Source organism: Actinoplanes sp. NPDC051861 (genome assembly GCF_040681145.1).
In the GTDB taxonomy this organism is placed as follows: Bacteria; Actinomycetota; Actinomycetes; order Mycobacteriales; family Micromonosporaceae; genus Actinoplanes.
The window spans coordinates 63,127-79,293 of the sequence record NZ_JBFAYE010000018.1 but is presented as its reverse complement, the minus strand read 5'-3'; the positions used below and the strand labels follow the sequence as shown (position 1 = coordinate 79,293).

Here is a 16,167-nt window from a genome sequence, read left to right as displayed (position 1 = left end):
CCGAAGGGCCGCCACATGGATGACGACCGACCCCTGCACGGCGTCCGGGTTCTGGACCTGACCAACGTCCTCGCCGGTCCGTACTGCAGCTATCAGCTGATGCTCTTCGGCGCGGAGATCGTGAAGATCGAGCGGCCGGGCACCGGGGACCTGGCCCGCTCACTGGGCCCGGAGCCGGGGCTCAACCGGGCTGCGCTCGGCGCGTCGTTCCTGGCCCAGAACGCCGGCAAGAAGTCGGTCGAGCTCGACCTGAAGGACCCGGCCGATCGGAGCGTCTTCGAGGACCTGGTCAGGGACGCGGACGTGCTGCTGGAGAACTTCCGTGCCGGGGTGCTCAGCCGTCTCGGGTACGGCTGGGAGGTCCTGCACGAGCTCAACCCGCGCCTGATCTACTGCGCGATCTCCGGCTTCGGGCAGAGCGGCCCGATGCGCCACGCGCCGGCGTACGACCAGATCATCCAGGGTCTCTCCGGCATGATGAGCGTGACCGGCACACCCGGGACCGCACCGCTGCGGGTGGGCTTCCCGGTCTCGGACACGATCGGCGGGCTGGCCGCCGCGATGTCCATCGCCGCCGCGCTGGCCGGTCGTACCCGCACCGGCACCGGGGTGTGCCTGGACGTGTCCATGCTGGAGACGTCACTGTCGGCCATGGGGTGGGCAGTCTCGAACTACCTGGTCAGCGGCGTCCCGCCGGAACCGATGGGCGACCAGAACGCGACGGCCGCACCGTCCGGGACGTTCCAGGCCGCCGACGGCCCGCTCAACATCGCCGCGAACCGGCAGGAGCAGTTCGAGACGCTGTGCCGCCTGCTCGACCGCCCGGAGCTCGCCGCGGACGTACGCTTCGCCGACCGCGAGGCCCGCAAACAGAACCGGTCCGCGCTCAACGCCGAGATCGACACCGCGCTGCAGCGGCGGACCGCCCTCGAATGGGAGGGCCTGCTGGCCGCCGCCGGGGTGCCGGCGGCCCGGATCCTGACCGTCACCCAGGCCGTGGAGCTGGAACAGCTCGAACAGCGCGAGTTCTTCACCGACCTCGCGTTCCCGGCCGACCCGGAGCGCACGCTGCGGGTCAGCGGCAACGGCGTGCTGTTCAACGGCGCCGCGCTCAGGCCATCGGGGCCGCCGCCGTTGCTGGGCGAGCACAACGCCGAGTTCACCGGCGATCGCGACCCGTCCGAGGAGGTGGCGGCGCCGTGAGCCCGGAACCGCCCGAGCCCACCGTCCGCGACGTGGCCGACTGGTGGGCCACGTCCGTCGACCGGGTCGAACCCGGCGTGATCGAGCTGCGGGGCCGCCCCGTCCAGGACCTCATCGGCACGACCAGCTTCACCGGTGTCATCTGGCTGATGCTGCGCGGCGACCTTCCGGGACCCGGCCAGGAACGGCTGCTGGAAGCCGCACTGGTCGCCTCGGTGGACCACGGGCCGCACGCGCCCTCGATCGCCGTGGCCCGGATGGCGGCCACCTGCGGGGTCGGCCTCAACAACGCGGTGGCGACCGGCGTCAACCTGCTCGGCGACGTGCACGGCGGCGCCGGTGAGCAGTGTGTGGCCCTGCTGGGCGAGGTGAGCGACCGGTCCGCCGGCGGGGACGTCGACGCCGCGGCCGCCGAGGTCGTCGCCGAGTGGCAGGCCCGCTCGAAATACCTGCCGGGGTTCGGCCACCGCTTCCACCCCCGCGATCCCCGGCGCGACTCCCTGCTCGCGATGGTGGACCAGGCCGTCGGCGACGGGATTGTCGGCGGCTCTTACCTGCGGGCCGCCCTCGCCGTCGAGCGTTTGCTCACCGCGGGCCGCAGCCGGCCGGTGCCGATCAACATCGACGGCTGCACCGCGGTCATCTACGGCGAACTCGGATTTCCGGCCCCGCTCGCCCGCGGCCTGTTCGTCCTCGGCCGCAGCGTCGGCATCCTCGCCCACGCCTGGGAGGAGACCGGTCAGGGCCGGCGCAACAAGGGACCGATGCCACCGTCGGTCCTGCCCACCTGGATCGGAGAGACTCCTTGAAGATCAACGCTCTGCTCGGCGCGGGACTCACGGCCGCACTCACCGCCACCGTCATGCTCGCCGGCAACGCCGCTCTCAACACCCACACCCCTTCTTCGGTACGCGACGACGCCGCGCGCCACCTGGGCCAGGTCGACTACGGCGTCTGCCGGGGCACCGACCCGGACTGCTACCACGACTGGGGCAACTTCGACCCGGCCACCGACGGCTACCGGATCCTGGTCTACAGCCGCACCGCCGGGCCCCGCCACGCCCACCTCGGCCCGGCCCTGGCTCCCGGCCTCAACCCGCCGCTCACCCCGGCGCACGCCGCCCAGAACGCCCTCGTGAAGCTCGGCGCGGACCACGGTTTCGCCGTCGACTGGACCGAGGACGTCACCCAGCTCAACTCGCCGGCACGCCTGTTCCGGTACAACGCGGTGGTCTTCATGAGCACCACCCGCGACACCCTCGACGATCCGGCGCAGACCGCCCTGCGGCAGTACATCCGCGGCGGAGGCGGGTTCGTCGGCATCCACAACGCCTTCGGCACCGAGTACAACTGGGAGTGGTACGAGGGGCTGCTCGGCGGCGCCAACTACTACGACCACGGGCGCAACCAGCCCGGCACCGTGGTGACGGCGAGCCGCCGCGACGTGTCGACCGCCGGGTTGCCGGCCCGCTGGGACTTCACCGACGAGTGGTACAACCTGGTGCCGTTCCCCAGCCAGGTGCGGATCCTCGCCCGGGTCGACGAGGCGAGCCTGCCGGACGGCGCGACCGGCGGCAGCGGCCACCCCGGGCACGGCCGCAACCACCCGGTCTCCTGGTGTCAGTACTACGACGGCGGCCGCTCCTGGGTGACCACCCTCGGCCACGCCGTGGAGGCCTGGACCGACGCACCGACGACCGGCGACACGTACTTCCAGCAGCACGTCCTCGGCGGCATCGAGTCAGCCATGGGCCGCCTGCCGTTCTGCCGCTGACACGGTTTCGTCCAGCCGCCGCCTGGCGGCCGAGATCGCCAGGCGCGCGTGCTCCTTCGCCCCGATCTGCGCCGACAGCTGGGCGCGGGGGATCTCCAGGGCGTACGGGATGCCCGCCGGCAGCGCGGCGAGGATGCCGTCGACGTCGATGCCGCCCTCCCCCGGGTAGAGGCGCTCGAACCGGGCGGTGTGGATCAGCTCCTCGTTGGTCGGCGGCACCCCGGCCGGCGCGTCGCAGACGTGCGCGAAGTGGAACCACTCGGCCGGCAGCTCGCGCAGGTCCGCGACGCTGGAGCCGGAGCGGGCGAAGTGCAGCAGGTCGATGAGCATGCCGCCGTTCGGCTGACCGGCCGCCCGCAGCACCCGGGTGGCCTCGGTCAGGTCCGGCGTCTCGGTCCAGGACGGGAACTCCAGGTCGACGGTGAGTCCCAGCGGCCGGGCCATCTCGCACAGCTCCGCGAAGCGGTCCACCTTGCGACTGCGGTCCGGATCGGGAAGCTGGGTGATGACGTGCCGGGCGCCCAGTTCCGCGCCGGCCTCCAGGAACCGCTGGAAGTCACGGGGATTCTCGCCGGGCCCGATCCTCGCCAGCTCGATGTCGAGCACCTCGACGCCGGTGGCGGCCAGGCGGACCTTGGTCGTGCGCATCAGTGCCGGGTCGGTGGCCAGCGGATAGTGCGGCTCCTGCGGGGTCACCTTCGTGAGCCGGACACCCACGTACCGGTATCCCGCCTCGGCCGCGGCCTCCACCAGCTCCGGCGGCGACAGGCTCAGCGCGGTCAGGTGGGCCAGCGAGTAGTCGTGCACCCGGGCGCCGCCGCTCCCGGCGTGGTCCCGCAGCCCGAGCAGGCGCCGGTGCCGGTGCGCGGCCATGCGCACCGGCACGGTCGCGACGGCACCGTATCCTCCGTAGCCGCCGATGCGCTGCACCACCTCGAAGAACAGCCGGGACCCGAGCATCTCGGTGTAGAAGTGCAGGTACTCCCCCTGGTCGTCGCTGTCGTAGAGGATCGAGTGCTCGCGCAGCACGGCGAGCAGGTCCGGCGGCGGTGCCAGCCGGGCGTCCAGGTCGTCGTAGTAGTTGTCCGGGATGCTCAGCACCGGCGCGCCGAGCTGCCGCATGGCCCGTGCGCTCGCGATCACGTCGTCGCTGATGAACGCGACGTGCTGCGGGCTCGGAATCCCGGGCGCCCAGCTGCCGCGGCGCAGCGGCGCGGTGTTCAGCGTGATCCGGACCGAGTGCGCCGCGTCCGTGGCCGACCGGCTCCGCAGCAGCCCGAACGGCGCGGCGATCTCCGTTGCCGGACCGGACCGCAGGTCGAGCACGGAACGGTAGAAGAGAGCGACCTGGTCGAAGTCGTCGACGGACTCGGTGAGCGCGATGTGGTCGGTCGCGGTGACCAGGCCGTCGGTGCGGGCCGGCTCGCCGGTCGGCAGGAAGTCGGCCAGCCAGCCGGTGCCCTCGGCCCCGGCGCCGGCCCGGCAGAAGAAGACGGCGGTCCCGTCGGGCGCCGCGACCGAGCTCAGGTCGGCCTCCCCCGGCTGGCGGACCCGGGGCAGCACCGGCGCGAACATCCGGTCGGCTCGCTGGGCCGACCGCGGCGGGTCCTCGCTCTCCACCGCCAGCGCGCAGATCAGCGCGGTGCCGGGGGTGACCGTCCGCTGCGGGGCCGAGTTCAGCAGGATGCGGGCGCGGCCCTGCTCCCACAGCTGCACCGGCTTGGACCGGTGCTGACCGGTCCGGGCGAACCCGAGCGCGGTCAGCGTCCGCGCGACGACGGGCCCGGAGACGTCGTCGACGGCCAGCTCGGTGAAGACGTGGCCGCCCAGCCGGGGTGCCGGGGGCAGGCCGGACGGCGCGCGGCGGCCCGCGGTGGCCTCCTCCAGGGCGAGCAACGAGCGCATCCCGTCGATGGCGGCGTGCCGCGGGTCGGCCTGGCGGTAGATGTCGTTGAACACCTCGAGCGCGAACGGCCCGGTGTATCCGGTGCTCAGGACGCGGGTGACGAAGCCGGCGAGGTCGAAGGAACCGAGACCGGGGAACAGCCGGTGGTGGCGGCTCCACTCGGCCACGTCCATCTTCATGCGCGGGGCGTCCGCCAGTTGCAGGTGGAACACCTTGGCACCGGGAATCACCGCGATCCCGGCGAGGTCGTCGTCGCGCGACAGCACGTGGAAGCTGTCCAGGCAGAGCCCCAGGGCCGGGTGGCCGGCGCGGCGCACGATCCGCCAGGCATGGGCGTACGTGTTCACGTGCCGGCCCCAGGCCTGTGCCTCGTACGCGATCCGCAGTCCCCGCCCCGCCGCCCGCTCCGCGAGTTCGCCCAGCTGCTCGGCGGCCAGATCGTCGTCGTCGACCGCCTCCACCGACCCCGACGAGCAGACCAGCAGCGTGCTCGCCCCGAGCTGCTCCAGCACGTCGAACTTCCGCTCGGCCCGGCGCAGGCCGTCCCGCAGCGTGCCCGGCGGCACCGCCTCGAAGTCGCGGAACGGCTGGTAGACGTCGATCGACAGGCCACGGCGCGCGCACTCCTGCCGGATCCGCGCGGGCGACCACGGCGAGGCGATGAGATCACTCTCGAAGATCTCCACACCGTCGAACCCGGCAGCCGCGGCCGCCGCCAGCTTGTCCTCCAGGGTGCCCGACAGGCACGCGGTGGCGATCGACTTGCGCCGGCCGGCGGCGAGCACCGCTGCCGAGCTGCGGACTCTGTCATGTTCGGCGATGAGCATGACGGCTCTGCCTTCCTGGGGCGGGGTCAGGCGATCCGGTCCACCAGGCAGTCCAATCGATCCATAATAATGTACCGGATAGTTAGTTATAGCCGATGGCCGCCGCGGGCGGAAGGACCACGACCCCGTCGTCGTCGCTGACCACCTCGGCACCGGGCGTGAAACGGCACCCGCCGAACTCGACGACGACATCGCGCTCCCCGGCGCCGGTCTTGGCGCTCTTGCGGGGGTTGGAGCCCAGCGCCTTGATCCCGATCGGCAGCTCCCGCAGCGCCGCCACGTCCCGCACCGCGCCGTTGATGACGACACCGGACCAGCCGTTGCCGACCGCCAGGCCGGCGATGATGTCGCCCATCAGCGCGCAGTGCACCGAGCCACCACCGTCGACCACCAGGACCCGGCCGGCGCCGGCCTCACCGAGAACCGACTTGAGCAGGGCGTTGTCCTCGAAGCAGGTGACCGTGACGGCGGGGCCGCGGAAGGCGGGGACGCCGCCGTACTGGCGCAGCTGGGTGTCGCAGGAGCCGAGCTTCTCGCCGTGCTCGTCGTACAGATCGGCAGTGCCGTTCATCGTTGTTCCTCTCGGTGGGGCGATATGTCATCGGAACACGCCGGCGGCTCCCGGTTCAGGTGACTTTCGTCCCTGGGCGGCGATGGCCGGGCGCAGCAGTGTGCGGGGTGAGGAGGTCGTCATGTCCACGATGAAAGAGGCGGCGGCTCGGTTTCTGGCGCACAGGCGGATCGCGGTGACCGGGGTGTCACGGGACCCGCAAGGGCACGGCAGCAACGTCGTCTATCAGCGGCTGCGGGACCGCGGCTACGAGGTCTTCGCGATCAATCCGAACGCCGGCGAGGTCGAGGGTGACCGGTGCTACCACGATCTGAAGTCGGTGCCGGGAGGTGTCGAGGCGGTGGTCATCGGTACGCGGCCGGAGGTGGCCGAGGAGACCGTGCGCGAGTGTGCGGAGCTCGGGATCGCGTACGTGTGGATGCATCGGGGCCCGGGCGCCGGCAGCGTCTCGGAGGCCGCGACCGCGTACGGACGGCGGCACGGCATCACCGTCATCGACGGCGGCTGCCCGCTGATGTTCGACCCCACGGCCGACTTCGGGCACAGGGTGATGCGCTTCGTGCTCACGCGCTCCGGCAGCGTACCCAAGGAGGTTTAGGAAGATGTTTTAACTATTAGCCTTCTTAACCTTGCGAGGCCGGGCATCGATATCTGAGGATGTACGCCAAGCGGCGCCGCCCTCCCCCGCCCCTGCGTCCTCGAGGAATCCACGTGGTCAGAAAGCTGTTCGAACGCGCCCTAGCGGCGTCGTTGGCCCTGCTCACCGCGGTTGCCACCGGCCTGTTCGCGCTCGCCGCCCCCGCTGCCGCCGCGGCGCCGTTCAAGGTGCTCGCGTTCTACAACGGCACCTGGGATGCCGCGCACATCGACTTCGACAAGGAGGCTCGGGACTGGTTCCCCAAGGCCGCCGCGCAGTACGGCTTCTCCTGGGAGGCCACCACCGACTGGAGCCGGCTGAGCGCCGGCGGCCTGGCCGGTTACCAGGTGATCATGTTCCTGGACGACGCGCCGCCGGCCGAGCGCCGGGCCGCGTTCCAGACGTACGTGCAGAACGGCGGCGGGTTCCTGGGCTTCCACGTCAGCGCGTTCACCACCAGCGCGAGCTCGTGGAGCTGGTACTACAACACGTTCCTGGGCTCGGGGAACTTCGCCACCAACACGTGGGGACCGACCGCCGAGACGCTCCGGATCGAGGACCGGAACCACCCGTCCACGGCCGGGCTGCCCGCCACGATCCAGTCGTCGGTCAGCGAGTGGTACTCGTGGAGCAACGACCTGCGCCAGAACGCGAACATCAACGTCCTGGCCTCGCTCGACGCGTCCACGTTCCCGGTCGGCACCGACCCGAATCAGCAGTGGCGCAGCGGTTACTACCCGATCCTGTGGACCAACAAGAACTACAGGATGCTGTACGCCAACTTCGGGCACAACGGCATGAACTACGAGACCAACACGCGGACGTCGTCGACCTTCGCCAGCGCGCAGCAGAACCAGTGGCTGATCCAGGGCCTGCTGTGGCTGGGCGGCCAGGGCACGACGCCGCCCAGCGACAACCCGATCGACCCGGCGGCCTGGTACCCGGTGGTCAACAAGAACAGCGGCAAGTGCGTCGACGCCCGTTCGGCCGGGACCGTCAGCGGCACCGCCATCCAGCAGTACACCTGCAACGGCTCGAACGCGCAGCAGTACCAGTTCGCCACCACCGACAGCGGTTACGTCCGGATCAACAACCGTGGCAACGCGGCCCAGGCCCTCGACGTGACCAACGTGTCCACCGCCGACAACGCCAAGATCCAGACCTGGACGTACGGCGGCGGCGCCAACCAGCAGTGGCAGCCCGTCGCCGAGGGCGGCGGCTACTACCACTTCGTCAACCGCAACAGCGGCAAGTGCCTGGATGTCCCCGCCGCGAGCGCGGCCGACAGCGTCCAGCTCGTCCAGTACACCTGTAACGGAACGGCGGCCCAGAGCTTCCGCCTCGGATGACCGACCTGGTCGGTGGCCCGGTCCGGTTTCTGGGCCACCGACCACCAGGGGCGTGGAGCGTATTGGACAATGACGCCCCATGGAGAGCATCACCAAGAACCGCCAGTCGCACGACGTCCTCCGGGCGATGATCAGCCGGGCGTACGGTCCGGAGCGGGTGCCGGACGGCGACGACTGGGTGTCGGAGCTGGGGCACGGGTGGTTCAACGTCGCGTACCGGATCCGGCTGCGTGACGGCGCCGAGGTGGTGCTCAAGATCGCGCCGCCGCCGGACGTGGAGGTGATGACATATGAGCACGGCGCGATGGGGATCGAGCTGGCCTCGTTGCGGCTCGTCACGGAGCGGACGAGCGTGCCGGTTCCGCACGTCGACTACGCCGACCAGAGCCACGAGCTGTGCGACGCCGACTACTTCTTCATGCCCTACATCGACGCGGACAACTTCGGGATCGTCCAGGAGAGCCTGCCCGCTGCGGAGCGGGACGCGTACAACGAGGCGCTGGGCGCGGCGAACCGGGAGCTCAACAGCATCCGCGGCGCCGGGTTCGGCCCGCTCGCCGGTCCCGCCGACCCGAGCTGGCGCGCCTGCTTCACCCGCATGATCGGCGACGTGCTGGCCGACGGTGAGCGCCGCGCCGTCGACCTCGGTCACGGCTACCAGGAGATCCGGCAACTGATCGCCGCACACCAGGACTGCCTGGACGAGGTGACCGAGCCCCGCTTCGTCGAGTGGGACCTGTGGGACAGCAACGTCATGATCCGGGACGGGAAGATCGTGGCGATCATCGACCACGAGCGGGCGTTTTACGGCGACCCGCTCATGGAGGCCGGTTTCACCGCGATCGACCTGCCCGCGTTCGGCAACCCCACCGCGTTCCTCCGCGGTTACGGCCGGGCCGCGCTCACCATCGCCGAACGCCGGCGGCGCCGGCTCTACACGCTCTATCTGATTCTGATCATGATCATCGAGACGGACTACCGCGGGCACACCGACACCAAACAGTACGACTGGGCGCGCGAGCGCCTGCGGGAGATCCTGGCGCTGTTCGGCCAGGAAGCCGGCTGAGCTCCTTGGCCGACAGCACGACGATGCTCGGCAGCCGTCCCGTCGGGCGGCTGCTGTGGCACACCTGCTCACAGACCACGCTGTCGGTCGGCGCCTACGGCATCTACGCCCTGACCAACGCCTGGTTCGTCGCCCGCGGTGTCGGCGCCGACGCGATGGCCGCCGTCAACCTCGCCGCGCCCGTCCTGCTCGTACTCGGCGCGGTCTCCACCACCGTCGGAGCCGGTGGGGCCTCGCTGGTGTCGCGGCGGCTCGGCGCCGGTGACCCGGCCGGTGCCGCCCGCGCCGCCGGCAACGCCTTCGCCGTCTTCTGGCTGACCGCCGCCCTGATCACGGTGACCGGCCTGCTCGCCATCGAGCCACTGCTCACCGCGCTCGGTGCCGAACCCGGCACCCGCGGTCTGACCCGCGACTACACCGTCGTGCTGCTCTGCGGCGCGCTCGTCTCGACCGGCTTCTCCAGCCTGGTCCGCGCCGAGGGCCGCCTGCGGTTCTCCACCATGCTCTGGGTCATCCCGGTCCTGGTCCAGATCGTCCTGGACCCACTGCTGATCTTCGGGCTCGGCTGGGGTGTGCGTGGCGCGGCCCTCGGCACCGTCGGCGGCCAGGCCGTCTCCGCGGCGATGAGCATCTGGTTCTTCTTCGTGCAGCGCAGCCGGCCCTACCGCATCACCCGGGCCGACCTGCTCCCCCACGGCCCGGCCGTCCGCGCCCTGATCGGCGTCGGCGCGCCGTCCCTCCTCGCGGGACTCGGCGCCACCCTGCTGGCGGTGCTGGTCAACAACACCCTGTCGTACACCGGAGGCGCCGCCGCCCTGGCCGCCTACGCCGTCTGCGCCCGGATCCAGACATTCGTCATGATGCCGCAGCTGGGCATCAGCCAGGGCCTGCAGCCGATCGTCGGATACAACGCCGGGCGCCGCCGGTACGACCGGGTACAGCGCGCCAAGACCCTGTCGCTGCGGGCCACGGTTGCCTACGGCGCTCTGGCGGCCACCGTGGTCGCCCTGCTCGCCGGCCCACTCGTGGCGTTCTTCCTCCCCGGCGGCCCCACCGCCACCACCGCCGAACACGCGCTGCGGATCATCGCCATCGGCTTCGTCGCCGCCGGTGTCACCCCGCTGATCTCGGCATACAGCCAGTCGCTCGGCCGGCCCGCCCTCTCCTACGCCATCTCGATCGGCACCCTGCTCGCCGTCAAGGCCCCCCTCGTCCTCGCCCTGTCCCGGACCGGAACCTCAGGCGTCTGGACGGCCCTGACCCTAGGCGAGATCATCTCCGCCCTGACCGCCCTGACCCTCCTGCGCCGCCTCCGCACCGAGCCGGCTTCCGTGGCGCGCCATTGACGGCCTCGGGACCGAGCTTTCGCCGGTAAGCCCGAGCTTGTGTGTGGAGTTCGGGCGCGGAGCGGGGCACAACTCCACACACAAGATTGCGCCGGTAAGCCCGAGCTTGTGTGTGGAGTTCGGGCGCGGAGCGGGGCACAACTCCACACACAAGATTGCGCCGGTAAGCCCAAGTTTGTCCTCCGGGGGACAACGGGATCGCGTCATGATCAGTCACCTTCCGGCGACATCGACAAGTATCACGGGGAGCATCATGCGTTCTTGGAGAACCCGCACTCTGACCGCCGCCGTCATCACCGGCGTCCTGGCCGTGTTCGCCCTGGCGACGCCGGCATCCGCCGCCAACCGTCAGCGAGTCGTGCGCAGCGTGGAGCGCAATCCCGCCACCATGAGCACGGGCACGCCCAGCAACACCGTGACATCGGAGGCGTGGCTGCGCAACAGGACCCTCGACGAGGTCTTCACGATCGAGGACAAGGGCACCTACGACGGCAAGCCCCAGGTGAAGTTCCTCAACGGGTGGGGTATGTGTCTTGACACCCGCGGCGCCTCGGGCACCGCGTCCGGCTGGTTCACCAGCTGCAACGCGGGCGACTACCAGCTGTGGCAGGTCTTCACCAGCGGCGGCGTGAAGGTCTACAAGAACAAGGGTTCCTGGACGAACCAGAGTCGGCACCTGTGCCTGTCCACCATTGCCGTGAACAGGGCGGTCATCGTGGAGACCTGCAACAGCAACCAGGAAAGGCAGCAGTGGACCGAGGTCGCCCCGTAACCAGGGCTGATCCGGACGTAGGTCGGGCTTTGAGGTAAGGCGACGGCTACCCGATCGAGGCGTTCGGCTGGCGGGTGACGTCGTAGGTGAGCTGGACCATGCCGTTGCCGAAGCGGCGTTCGCGGGTGAGGGAGAGCGCGGCTCGCACGTCGTCGGGGAGGACTCGGGAGCCGCCGCCGACCACCGCCGGGCACACCAGCAGCTCGATCACGTCGACGAGGCCGAGGCGCAGGGCGCTGTGTGCCAGCGTCGGGCCCTCGATCGTCAGGTCGCCCGGGGAGTCGGCGCGGGCCTGCTCGACCACCTCGGCGGTCAGGGTGCGCTCGAGCCTCGTCTGGCGGGTCCAGACCTCGGGCAGGGTCGAGGAGAACACGACCTTTCGGGCGGCCTGCCAGGTCTTGGCGTAGGCGGCGGACTCCGGTGACTCCTCGGCGAGCTCCGGGTCGGTCTCCCACACGGACATCGCCTCGTACATCCGCCTGCCGTAGAGGTAGGTGGTCACGCCGGCGGCGTCAGCGGTGAGCGCTGCCATGACCTGCTCGTCGGGCACCGCCCACGAGTAGTCACCTCCGGGATCGGTGTGACAGCCGTCCAGCGATGACGCGACCGAGTAGATGACACGACTCATCGACCAACGATAACGGCACTCATTTGCCCAGCTTCGTCATCTCGGCGGCGGCGTCGTTGTTGCGGACCCCGTCGGGCAGGGTGCCCTTGGCGTCGCTGTCCTGGTAGTAGATCTTGTAACCGGTGAGGGGGCGGGCGGCGTCGTACGCCTCCCCGATCCCGAAGTCACGCAGCATCGTCAGCGCCTGGTCCTTCGTGGCCGTCGCCGGGAACGTGCGGGACGACATGTTCGAGATCGCGCGCCACTCGGTGCCGCTCCGCAGCAGCGCCATGGCGTGGGCCGCCCGGTTCTTGTCGGTGGGTTCGACGGCCATGTAGCCCACCGGGGTGAAGCCGCTCGAGACCAGCAGCCGCACCGAGTACGTGGCCAGCACATCACAGTCCACCTGCAACTGGGTCTTCTGCGGCCCGCCCGCAGCGAGGTGAGAGATCTTGCCCGCTTTGTCGGGTTCGATGTCCGGGCCGTCCGGGTCGACGTGGTACATGAAGGCGCTGGTGATCTGATGCAGCAGCGCCTCCGCCGCGGCCGGGTCGCCGGGGTGCTGCTTCCTGATCGCCTGACCGATGATCTCCGTGTTGGACTCGAGCCACGCCTTGAGGCTCTTGGCGTCGAAGGCCTTGGGCTGCTTGACCGGCGTCTGGGCCGCGGTGGTGAGCGCGATGACGTCCGCCACCGCGACCTTCTGCTTGTTGGCGATGGCCCACGCGCGCGTGCTCTCCGACGGGCTGACCACTCCCGACGGTGTCGTGATCTTCGCGCCCTCGACGAAGAAGGGCTGCTCCGACACCTTCCTGAGCAGCGCGCCCTTGCCGTCCTTGAGCATCCAGGTGGTGAACCCGGCTCGGCTCTCCGGGTGGAAGAACAGCACCCGGGCCAGTTCCTGCGGCAGACCGGGATCCTTCTCGTAGCCCTTCACGAGTTCGATCAGGCCCGCATTCACCTTCTCCGGACCCAAATTCTTTGCGTACGCGCCATCGTGCAGTTTCGACAGCACCGGGTTGTCCGCCGGCGCGGCATGCCGGCTCACGTGGAACTTGGTGATCTCCGCGACCTGTGCCGCCCTGATGCGGTCGGGCCGGTCCAGGGCCTCGTTGTACACGAACACCCGCAGGTCACGGTTCGTGACCTGGCGGGCCAGCGCCATGGCCTCGTCGACGAACCCGGCCGTGGCGAGGTCACTGGCCAGCATCTGGCCGCGCTCCTCCTTCTGCGTCACCCGCGGCCCGCCCTGGGACAGGATCCGCCCCGCGAGCAGTTCGCTCTTCTGGAACCTCCTCTTCCAGGCGGCCCTGTCCTTCGCCTTCGCCGGTTCCGGGAGCAGCGCCATCGAGCTGTCGTGGGTCAGCTCGAACCCGTACTGCTGCAGCGTGTTGGCGTAGTCGGGGTGGTTGGGGTCGAGCACCCTCGGGTTCGCGGCGGCGCGTTTCCTCAATTCCTCGTCGAGCTCGTCGTCCAGGGACTTCGGCTGCCGAGCGAGGGTCACACCGGTGCGGGCCTTCACAGCGTACGGGTGACCCCGCGTGACCGCCGCCGCCGCGTCGTGGGCCTCCCGCTCGGCCTCGGGACCCGCCTCCGCCCGCCCGGCCGCCGGTGTACCCGCGCGCTGCTGCACCACGTGCGCCAGTTCGTGGGCGAGCAGCCGCTGACCCGCCGGGGTGCGCGGCGACGGCGCCCCGGCGTTCAGCACGATGTCGTCGCCGACGGTGAACGCCCGCGCGCCGGCCCGCTCCGCAGCGCTCGCGGCGGCCGGGCCGGTGTGGACCCGCACACCGCTGAAGTCATGGCCCAGACCGGCCTCGGCCGACGCGCGGACGGCCGGGTCCAGCAGATCGCCGACGGCCTGGTTGCCGATGCTGCCGTGCAGGTCCGCGACGGCCTCCGGCACCGAGCCGCGGCCGCCCGGAGAAGGCGGCCGGCGCGACGGCGGCACGGTCCCACGCGGCGCCTTCTCCGGGCGGCCGGCGACGGCGAAGTCGCTCACGACGATGCGCGCCGAATGTCCTGTACGCGCATCCGCTCCTCCTCGTGCTCAGCCCGCTGCCGTACCACCTGCCGGGCCAGAATCGGGTGCGCGCGGAGCACCTCGTCGTTGCGTGCCCAGTGCACGCTCGCCGTCAGGTCCCGCCCGTACGCCTCCGGATGCTCGTAGAAGCCGCGTTCCCGCTCCTGTTTGTCCTGTTCGACGAGCAGGTCGTTCTGCTGGGCCCACGGGTCGTGCCGCACCCCGGTGAGCTGCCACGAGACGGTCAGATCCGCGGTACCGCCGGCGATCGCGAACGAGTTCTCCTCGACCGGGCGGGACACGTACACCGGTGCGTGGCTGCCGACGCAGGTCAGCTGGTAGCGGAAGTCGGTGGCCAGCGCCTCCAGCCAGTCCGGCAGAGCGACCGTGGCGTTGCCCTCCGCGTCGCACGTGACCGTGCCGCTGTAGACGACGACCCGCTCGGACGACTCGACGCTGGCGTGCGCGAGCACCCGGTTGTCCGGGTCGAGCGGATGGTCGATCAGGAACTGCTTCGCACCGGCGAACAGCGTGCCGCTGACCGATACGTCGCCGTTGAACTGCGCGGCGGTCGGCGTGCCGATCGCCACCAGCCCGATCCGGTCGGCCTTGTTCGCCAGCGCCGTCACCGCCGTGCCGTCCTGGGCGATCGCGCAGATCCCGGTGCCGGAGGCGGAGGTGACCTGCAGTGAACCGACCAGCCTCGGGTTCGGTGTCGAGGTGTTCACCGACACGATCCCGTCGAAGCTGGCGCCGCCCGGGACGGACAGCTTCCCGGTGTTGCCGTCGACGCCCATCCGGAACTGCCACGCGCTCGTGTTGGCGGGCGTGGTCGTGAACACCGCGAAGCGCGGCACGCCACCGGAGTCGTCCATCTCGAGGGTCACCGCCGGCCGGCTCGGGTCCGGGAACACCCAGTCCCCGTTCACGGCGTTGTGCACCGCGTTGTACGACAGGCTGCTCCACCCGGCGTCGCCGCTGAGGTAGAGCCGGTTCTGCCGGATCCCGACGGTCGACGCGACGGCCAGCGGGTTGCCGACCTCGAGGTGCGCCGCGGTCTCCATGCGCAACCCGCCGTCCTTCGGCCGCACCGCCAGCCAGTCGGCGCCGGACCAGAGCCGCGCGGCGCCGTTGTTGGCGTACCAGACCCAGCGCTGTCCGCCGCCCGGGATCTCGACGAACCCGCCGCCGGTGGACCGGTCGGCGAACGAGAACCCGCCGCCTCCACCGCCGCTGTGTATCTCGCCGCCCTCGACGTGCAGCGTGCGCCGGGCCGGGCCACCGCGCAGCCCGATGCCGACGTCACCGCCGGACGGCATCAGCGTCAGGTGGTTGCCGGCCGGGTCGGCGCCGAGCACCCGGGCCGGCGCTCCCCCGGCGGGCAGCATGTCGATGCCGAGTCCACCGGCGGCCAGGCCCACCTGTGCGGCGGGACGCTGGTCGGCGGCGAACGGTGTGCCCGCGGCGCCGCTCGGCAGGCGCAGCTCGAAACGGCCGGCGGTGACGGAGACCAGCCGCCGCGGTCCCGGGACGAGGTCCTCGACCAGGCCGGTGGCGTCGAGCGTCACCAGCGCCAGGACCAGTTGCAGGCCGTCGTCCACGTAGGTGGCTGGGTCGACGAGCCGCAGCCACGGAGCCTGGCGGAGCACGAGCAGGCCGTTCTCCACCTCCTCGACCTCGCGCCAGGTGACCGTGAAGAACAGTTCGCCGCTCACCCCGGCGGTGTCGAAGACGAGCCCGTCCGCGGTGACCGGCACGGTCGGGATGTTCTGGACGCCGCCCGCGCCGATCTGCGGGTCGACGACCGCGACACCGTCGTCGCCGAGCACGATGACGCGGCCGTCGGCGTCGTACGCCGTGCCGAGGCCGATGGTGATCCCGGCGGCGCCGGCCACCGCGGAGACCCGCAGCCCGATGGCGACCCCCGAGCCGAGCAGGGCCTGGTTGCCCGCCGCGTCGGCGGCGAGAAGATAACCCTCGAAATCGGTACGCGACTCCGCATGCGACGTGTTCCCGCTGCGCGGAGTGGGGTTGGGTCCGCTCACATTCCAGTACTGCGTCCGGATCAGTCCGGTGACGCTCATCC

The 16,167-nt window shown here is 70.9% G+C and carries 13 protein-coding genes; 8 read left to right on the top strand and 5 right to left on the bottom strand.

Annotation, left to right across the window (positions count from 1 at the left end; genetic code table 11):
* The first annotated feature begins 15 nt into the window (after positions 1 to 15).
* Genes AB0M02_RS34385 through AB0M02_RS34375 form a run of 3 tightly spaced genes read left to right on the top strand, consistent with a single transcriptional unit; the run spans position 16 to position 2,977 of the window.
* Positions 16 to 1,203: a CoA transferase gene (locus AB0M02_RS34385; RefSeq protein WP_364234645.1), complete on the top strand. Its 1,188-nt coding sequence runs from the start codon at positions 16 to 18 to the stop codon at positions 1,201 to 1,203.
* The gene (locus tag AB0M02_RS34380; RefSeq protein WP_364234644.1) at positions 1,200 to 2,012 is read left to right on the top strand and encodes a citryl-CoA lyase; all 813 of its coding nucleotides are present in this window, start codon (positions 1,200 to 1,202) and stop codon (positions 2,010 to 2,012) included. Before AB0M02_RS34385 ends, AB0M02_RS34380 begins: the two co-directional genes overlap by 4 nt.
* The gene (locus tag AB0M02_RS34375) at positions 2,009 to 2,977 is read left to right on the top strand and encodes a ThuA domain-containing protein (protein WP_364234643.1); all 969 of its coding nucleotides are present in this window, start codon (positions 2,009 to 2,011) and stop codon (positions 2,975 to 2,977) included. Before AB0M02_RS34380 ends, AB0M02_RS34375 begins: the two co-directional genes overlap by 4 nt.
* On the opposite strand, the gene AB0M02_RS34370 is transcribed toward AB0M02_RS34375, so the two are convergent.
* Together AB0M02_RS34370 and rraA are read right to left on the bottom strand one after the other, a co-directional pair.
* Positions 2,945 to 5,710, bottom strand: coding sequence for a TIM barrel protein (locus AB0M02_RS34370; RefSeq protein WP_364234641.1), 2,766 nt, complete (start codon positions 5,708 to 5,710; stop codon positions 2,945 to 2,947). The two genes, AB0M02_RS34375 and AB0M02_RS34370, sit on opposite strands and share 33 nt — an antisense overlap.
* A gap of 82 nt (positions 5,711 to 5,792) precedes the next feature.
* A complete protein-coding gene (gene rraA, locus AB0M02_RS34365) occupies positions 5,793 to 6,281 on the bottom strand; it encodes a ribonuclease E activity regulator RraA (protein ID WP_364234639.1) in 489 nt (162 codons plus the stop codon).
* A 121-nt stretch (positions 6,282 to 6,402) separates the two neighbouring features.
* Here rraA and AB0M02_RS34360 point away from each other — a divergent pair, with 121 nt between their 5' ends.
* From AB0M02_RS34360 to AB0M02_RS34340, 5 genes are all read left to right on the top strand, one after another.
* Positions 6,403 to 6,879, top strand: coding sequence for a CoA-binding protein (locus AB0M02_RS34360; protein ID WP_364234636.1), 477 nt, complete (start codon positions 6,403 to 6,405; stop codon positions 6,877 to 6,879).
* A 113-nt stretch (positions 6,880 to 6,992) separates the two neighbouring features.
* Complete coding sequence (locus AB0M02_RS34355; protein ID WP_364234634.1) at positions 6,993 to 8,267, top strand: ThuA domain-containing protein; 1,275 nt, start codon at positions 6,993 to 6,995, stop codon at positions 8,265 to 8,267.
* A gap of 79 nt (positions 8,268 to 8,346) precedes the next feature.
* Complete coding sequence (locus tag AB0M02_RS34350) at positions 8,347 to 9,333, top strand: aminoglycoside phosphotransferase family protein (RefSeq protein ID WP_364234633.1); 987 nt, start codon at positions 8,347 to 8,349, stop codon at positions 9,331 to 9,333.
* 5 nt (positions 9,334 to 9,338) lie between these two features.
* The gene (locus tag AB0M02_RS34345; RefSeq protein WP_364234632.1) at positions 9,339 to 10,679 is read left to right on the top strand and encodes an MATE family efflux transporter; all 1,341 of its coding nucleotides are present in this window, start codon (positions 9,339 to 9,341) and stop codon (positions 10,677 to 10,679) included.
* Positions 10,680 to 10,932: 253 nt separating this feature from the next.
* Positions 10,933 to 11,451 carry a ricin-type beta-trefoil lectin domain protein gene (locus AB0M02_RS34340; RefSeq protein WP_364234631.1) on the top strand — a complete coding sequence of 173 codons (519 nt, stop codon included), beginning with the start codon at positions 10,933 to 10,935 and terminating at the stop codon, positions 11,449 to 11,451.
* 46 nt (positions 11,452 to 11,497) lie between these two features.
* Here the strand turns inward: AB0M02_RS34340 and AB0M02_RS34335 are convergent, their stop codons facing one another.
* Genes AB0M02_RS34335 through AB0M02_RS34325 form a run of 3 tightly spaced genes read right to left on the bottom strand, consistent with a single transcriptional unit; the run spans position 11,498 to position 16,165 of the window.
* Entirely contained in the window at positions 11,498 to 12,079 is a 582-nt protein-coding gene (locus AB0M02_RS34335) for a dihydrofolate reductase family protein (protein ID WP_364234629.1), read from the bottom strand.
* Between the two features lie 19 nt (positions 12,080 to 12,098).
* Positions 12,099 to 14,060: a DUF4157 domain-containing protein gene (locus tag AB0M02_RS34330; RefSeq protein ID WP_364234627.1), complete on the bottom strand. Its 1,962-nt coding sequence runs from the start codon at positions 14,058 to 14,060 to the stop codon at positions 12,099 to 12,101.
* Complete coding sequence (locus AB0M02_RS34325) at positions 14,057 to 16,165, bottom strand: hypothetical protein (protein ID WP_364234624.1); 2,109 nt, start codon at positions 16,163 to 16,165, stop codon at positions 14,057 to 14,059. Before AB0M02_RS34325 ends, AB0M02_RS34330 begins: the two co-directional genes overlap by 4 nt.
* Positions 16,166 to 16,167: the final 2 nt, after the last annotated feature.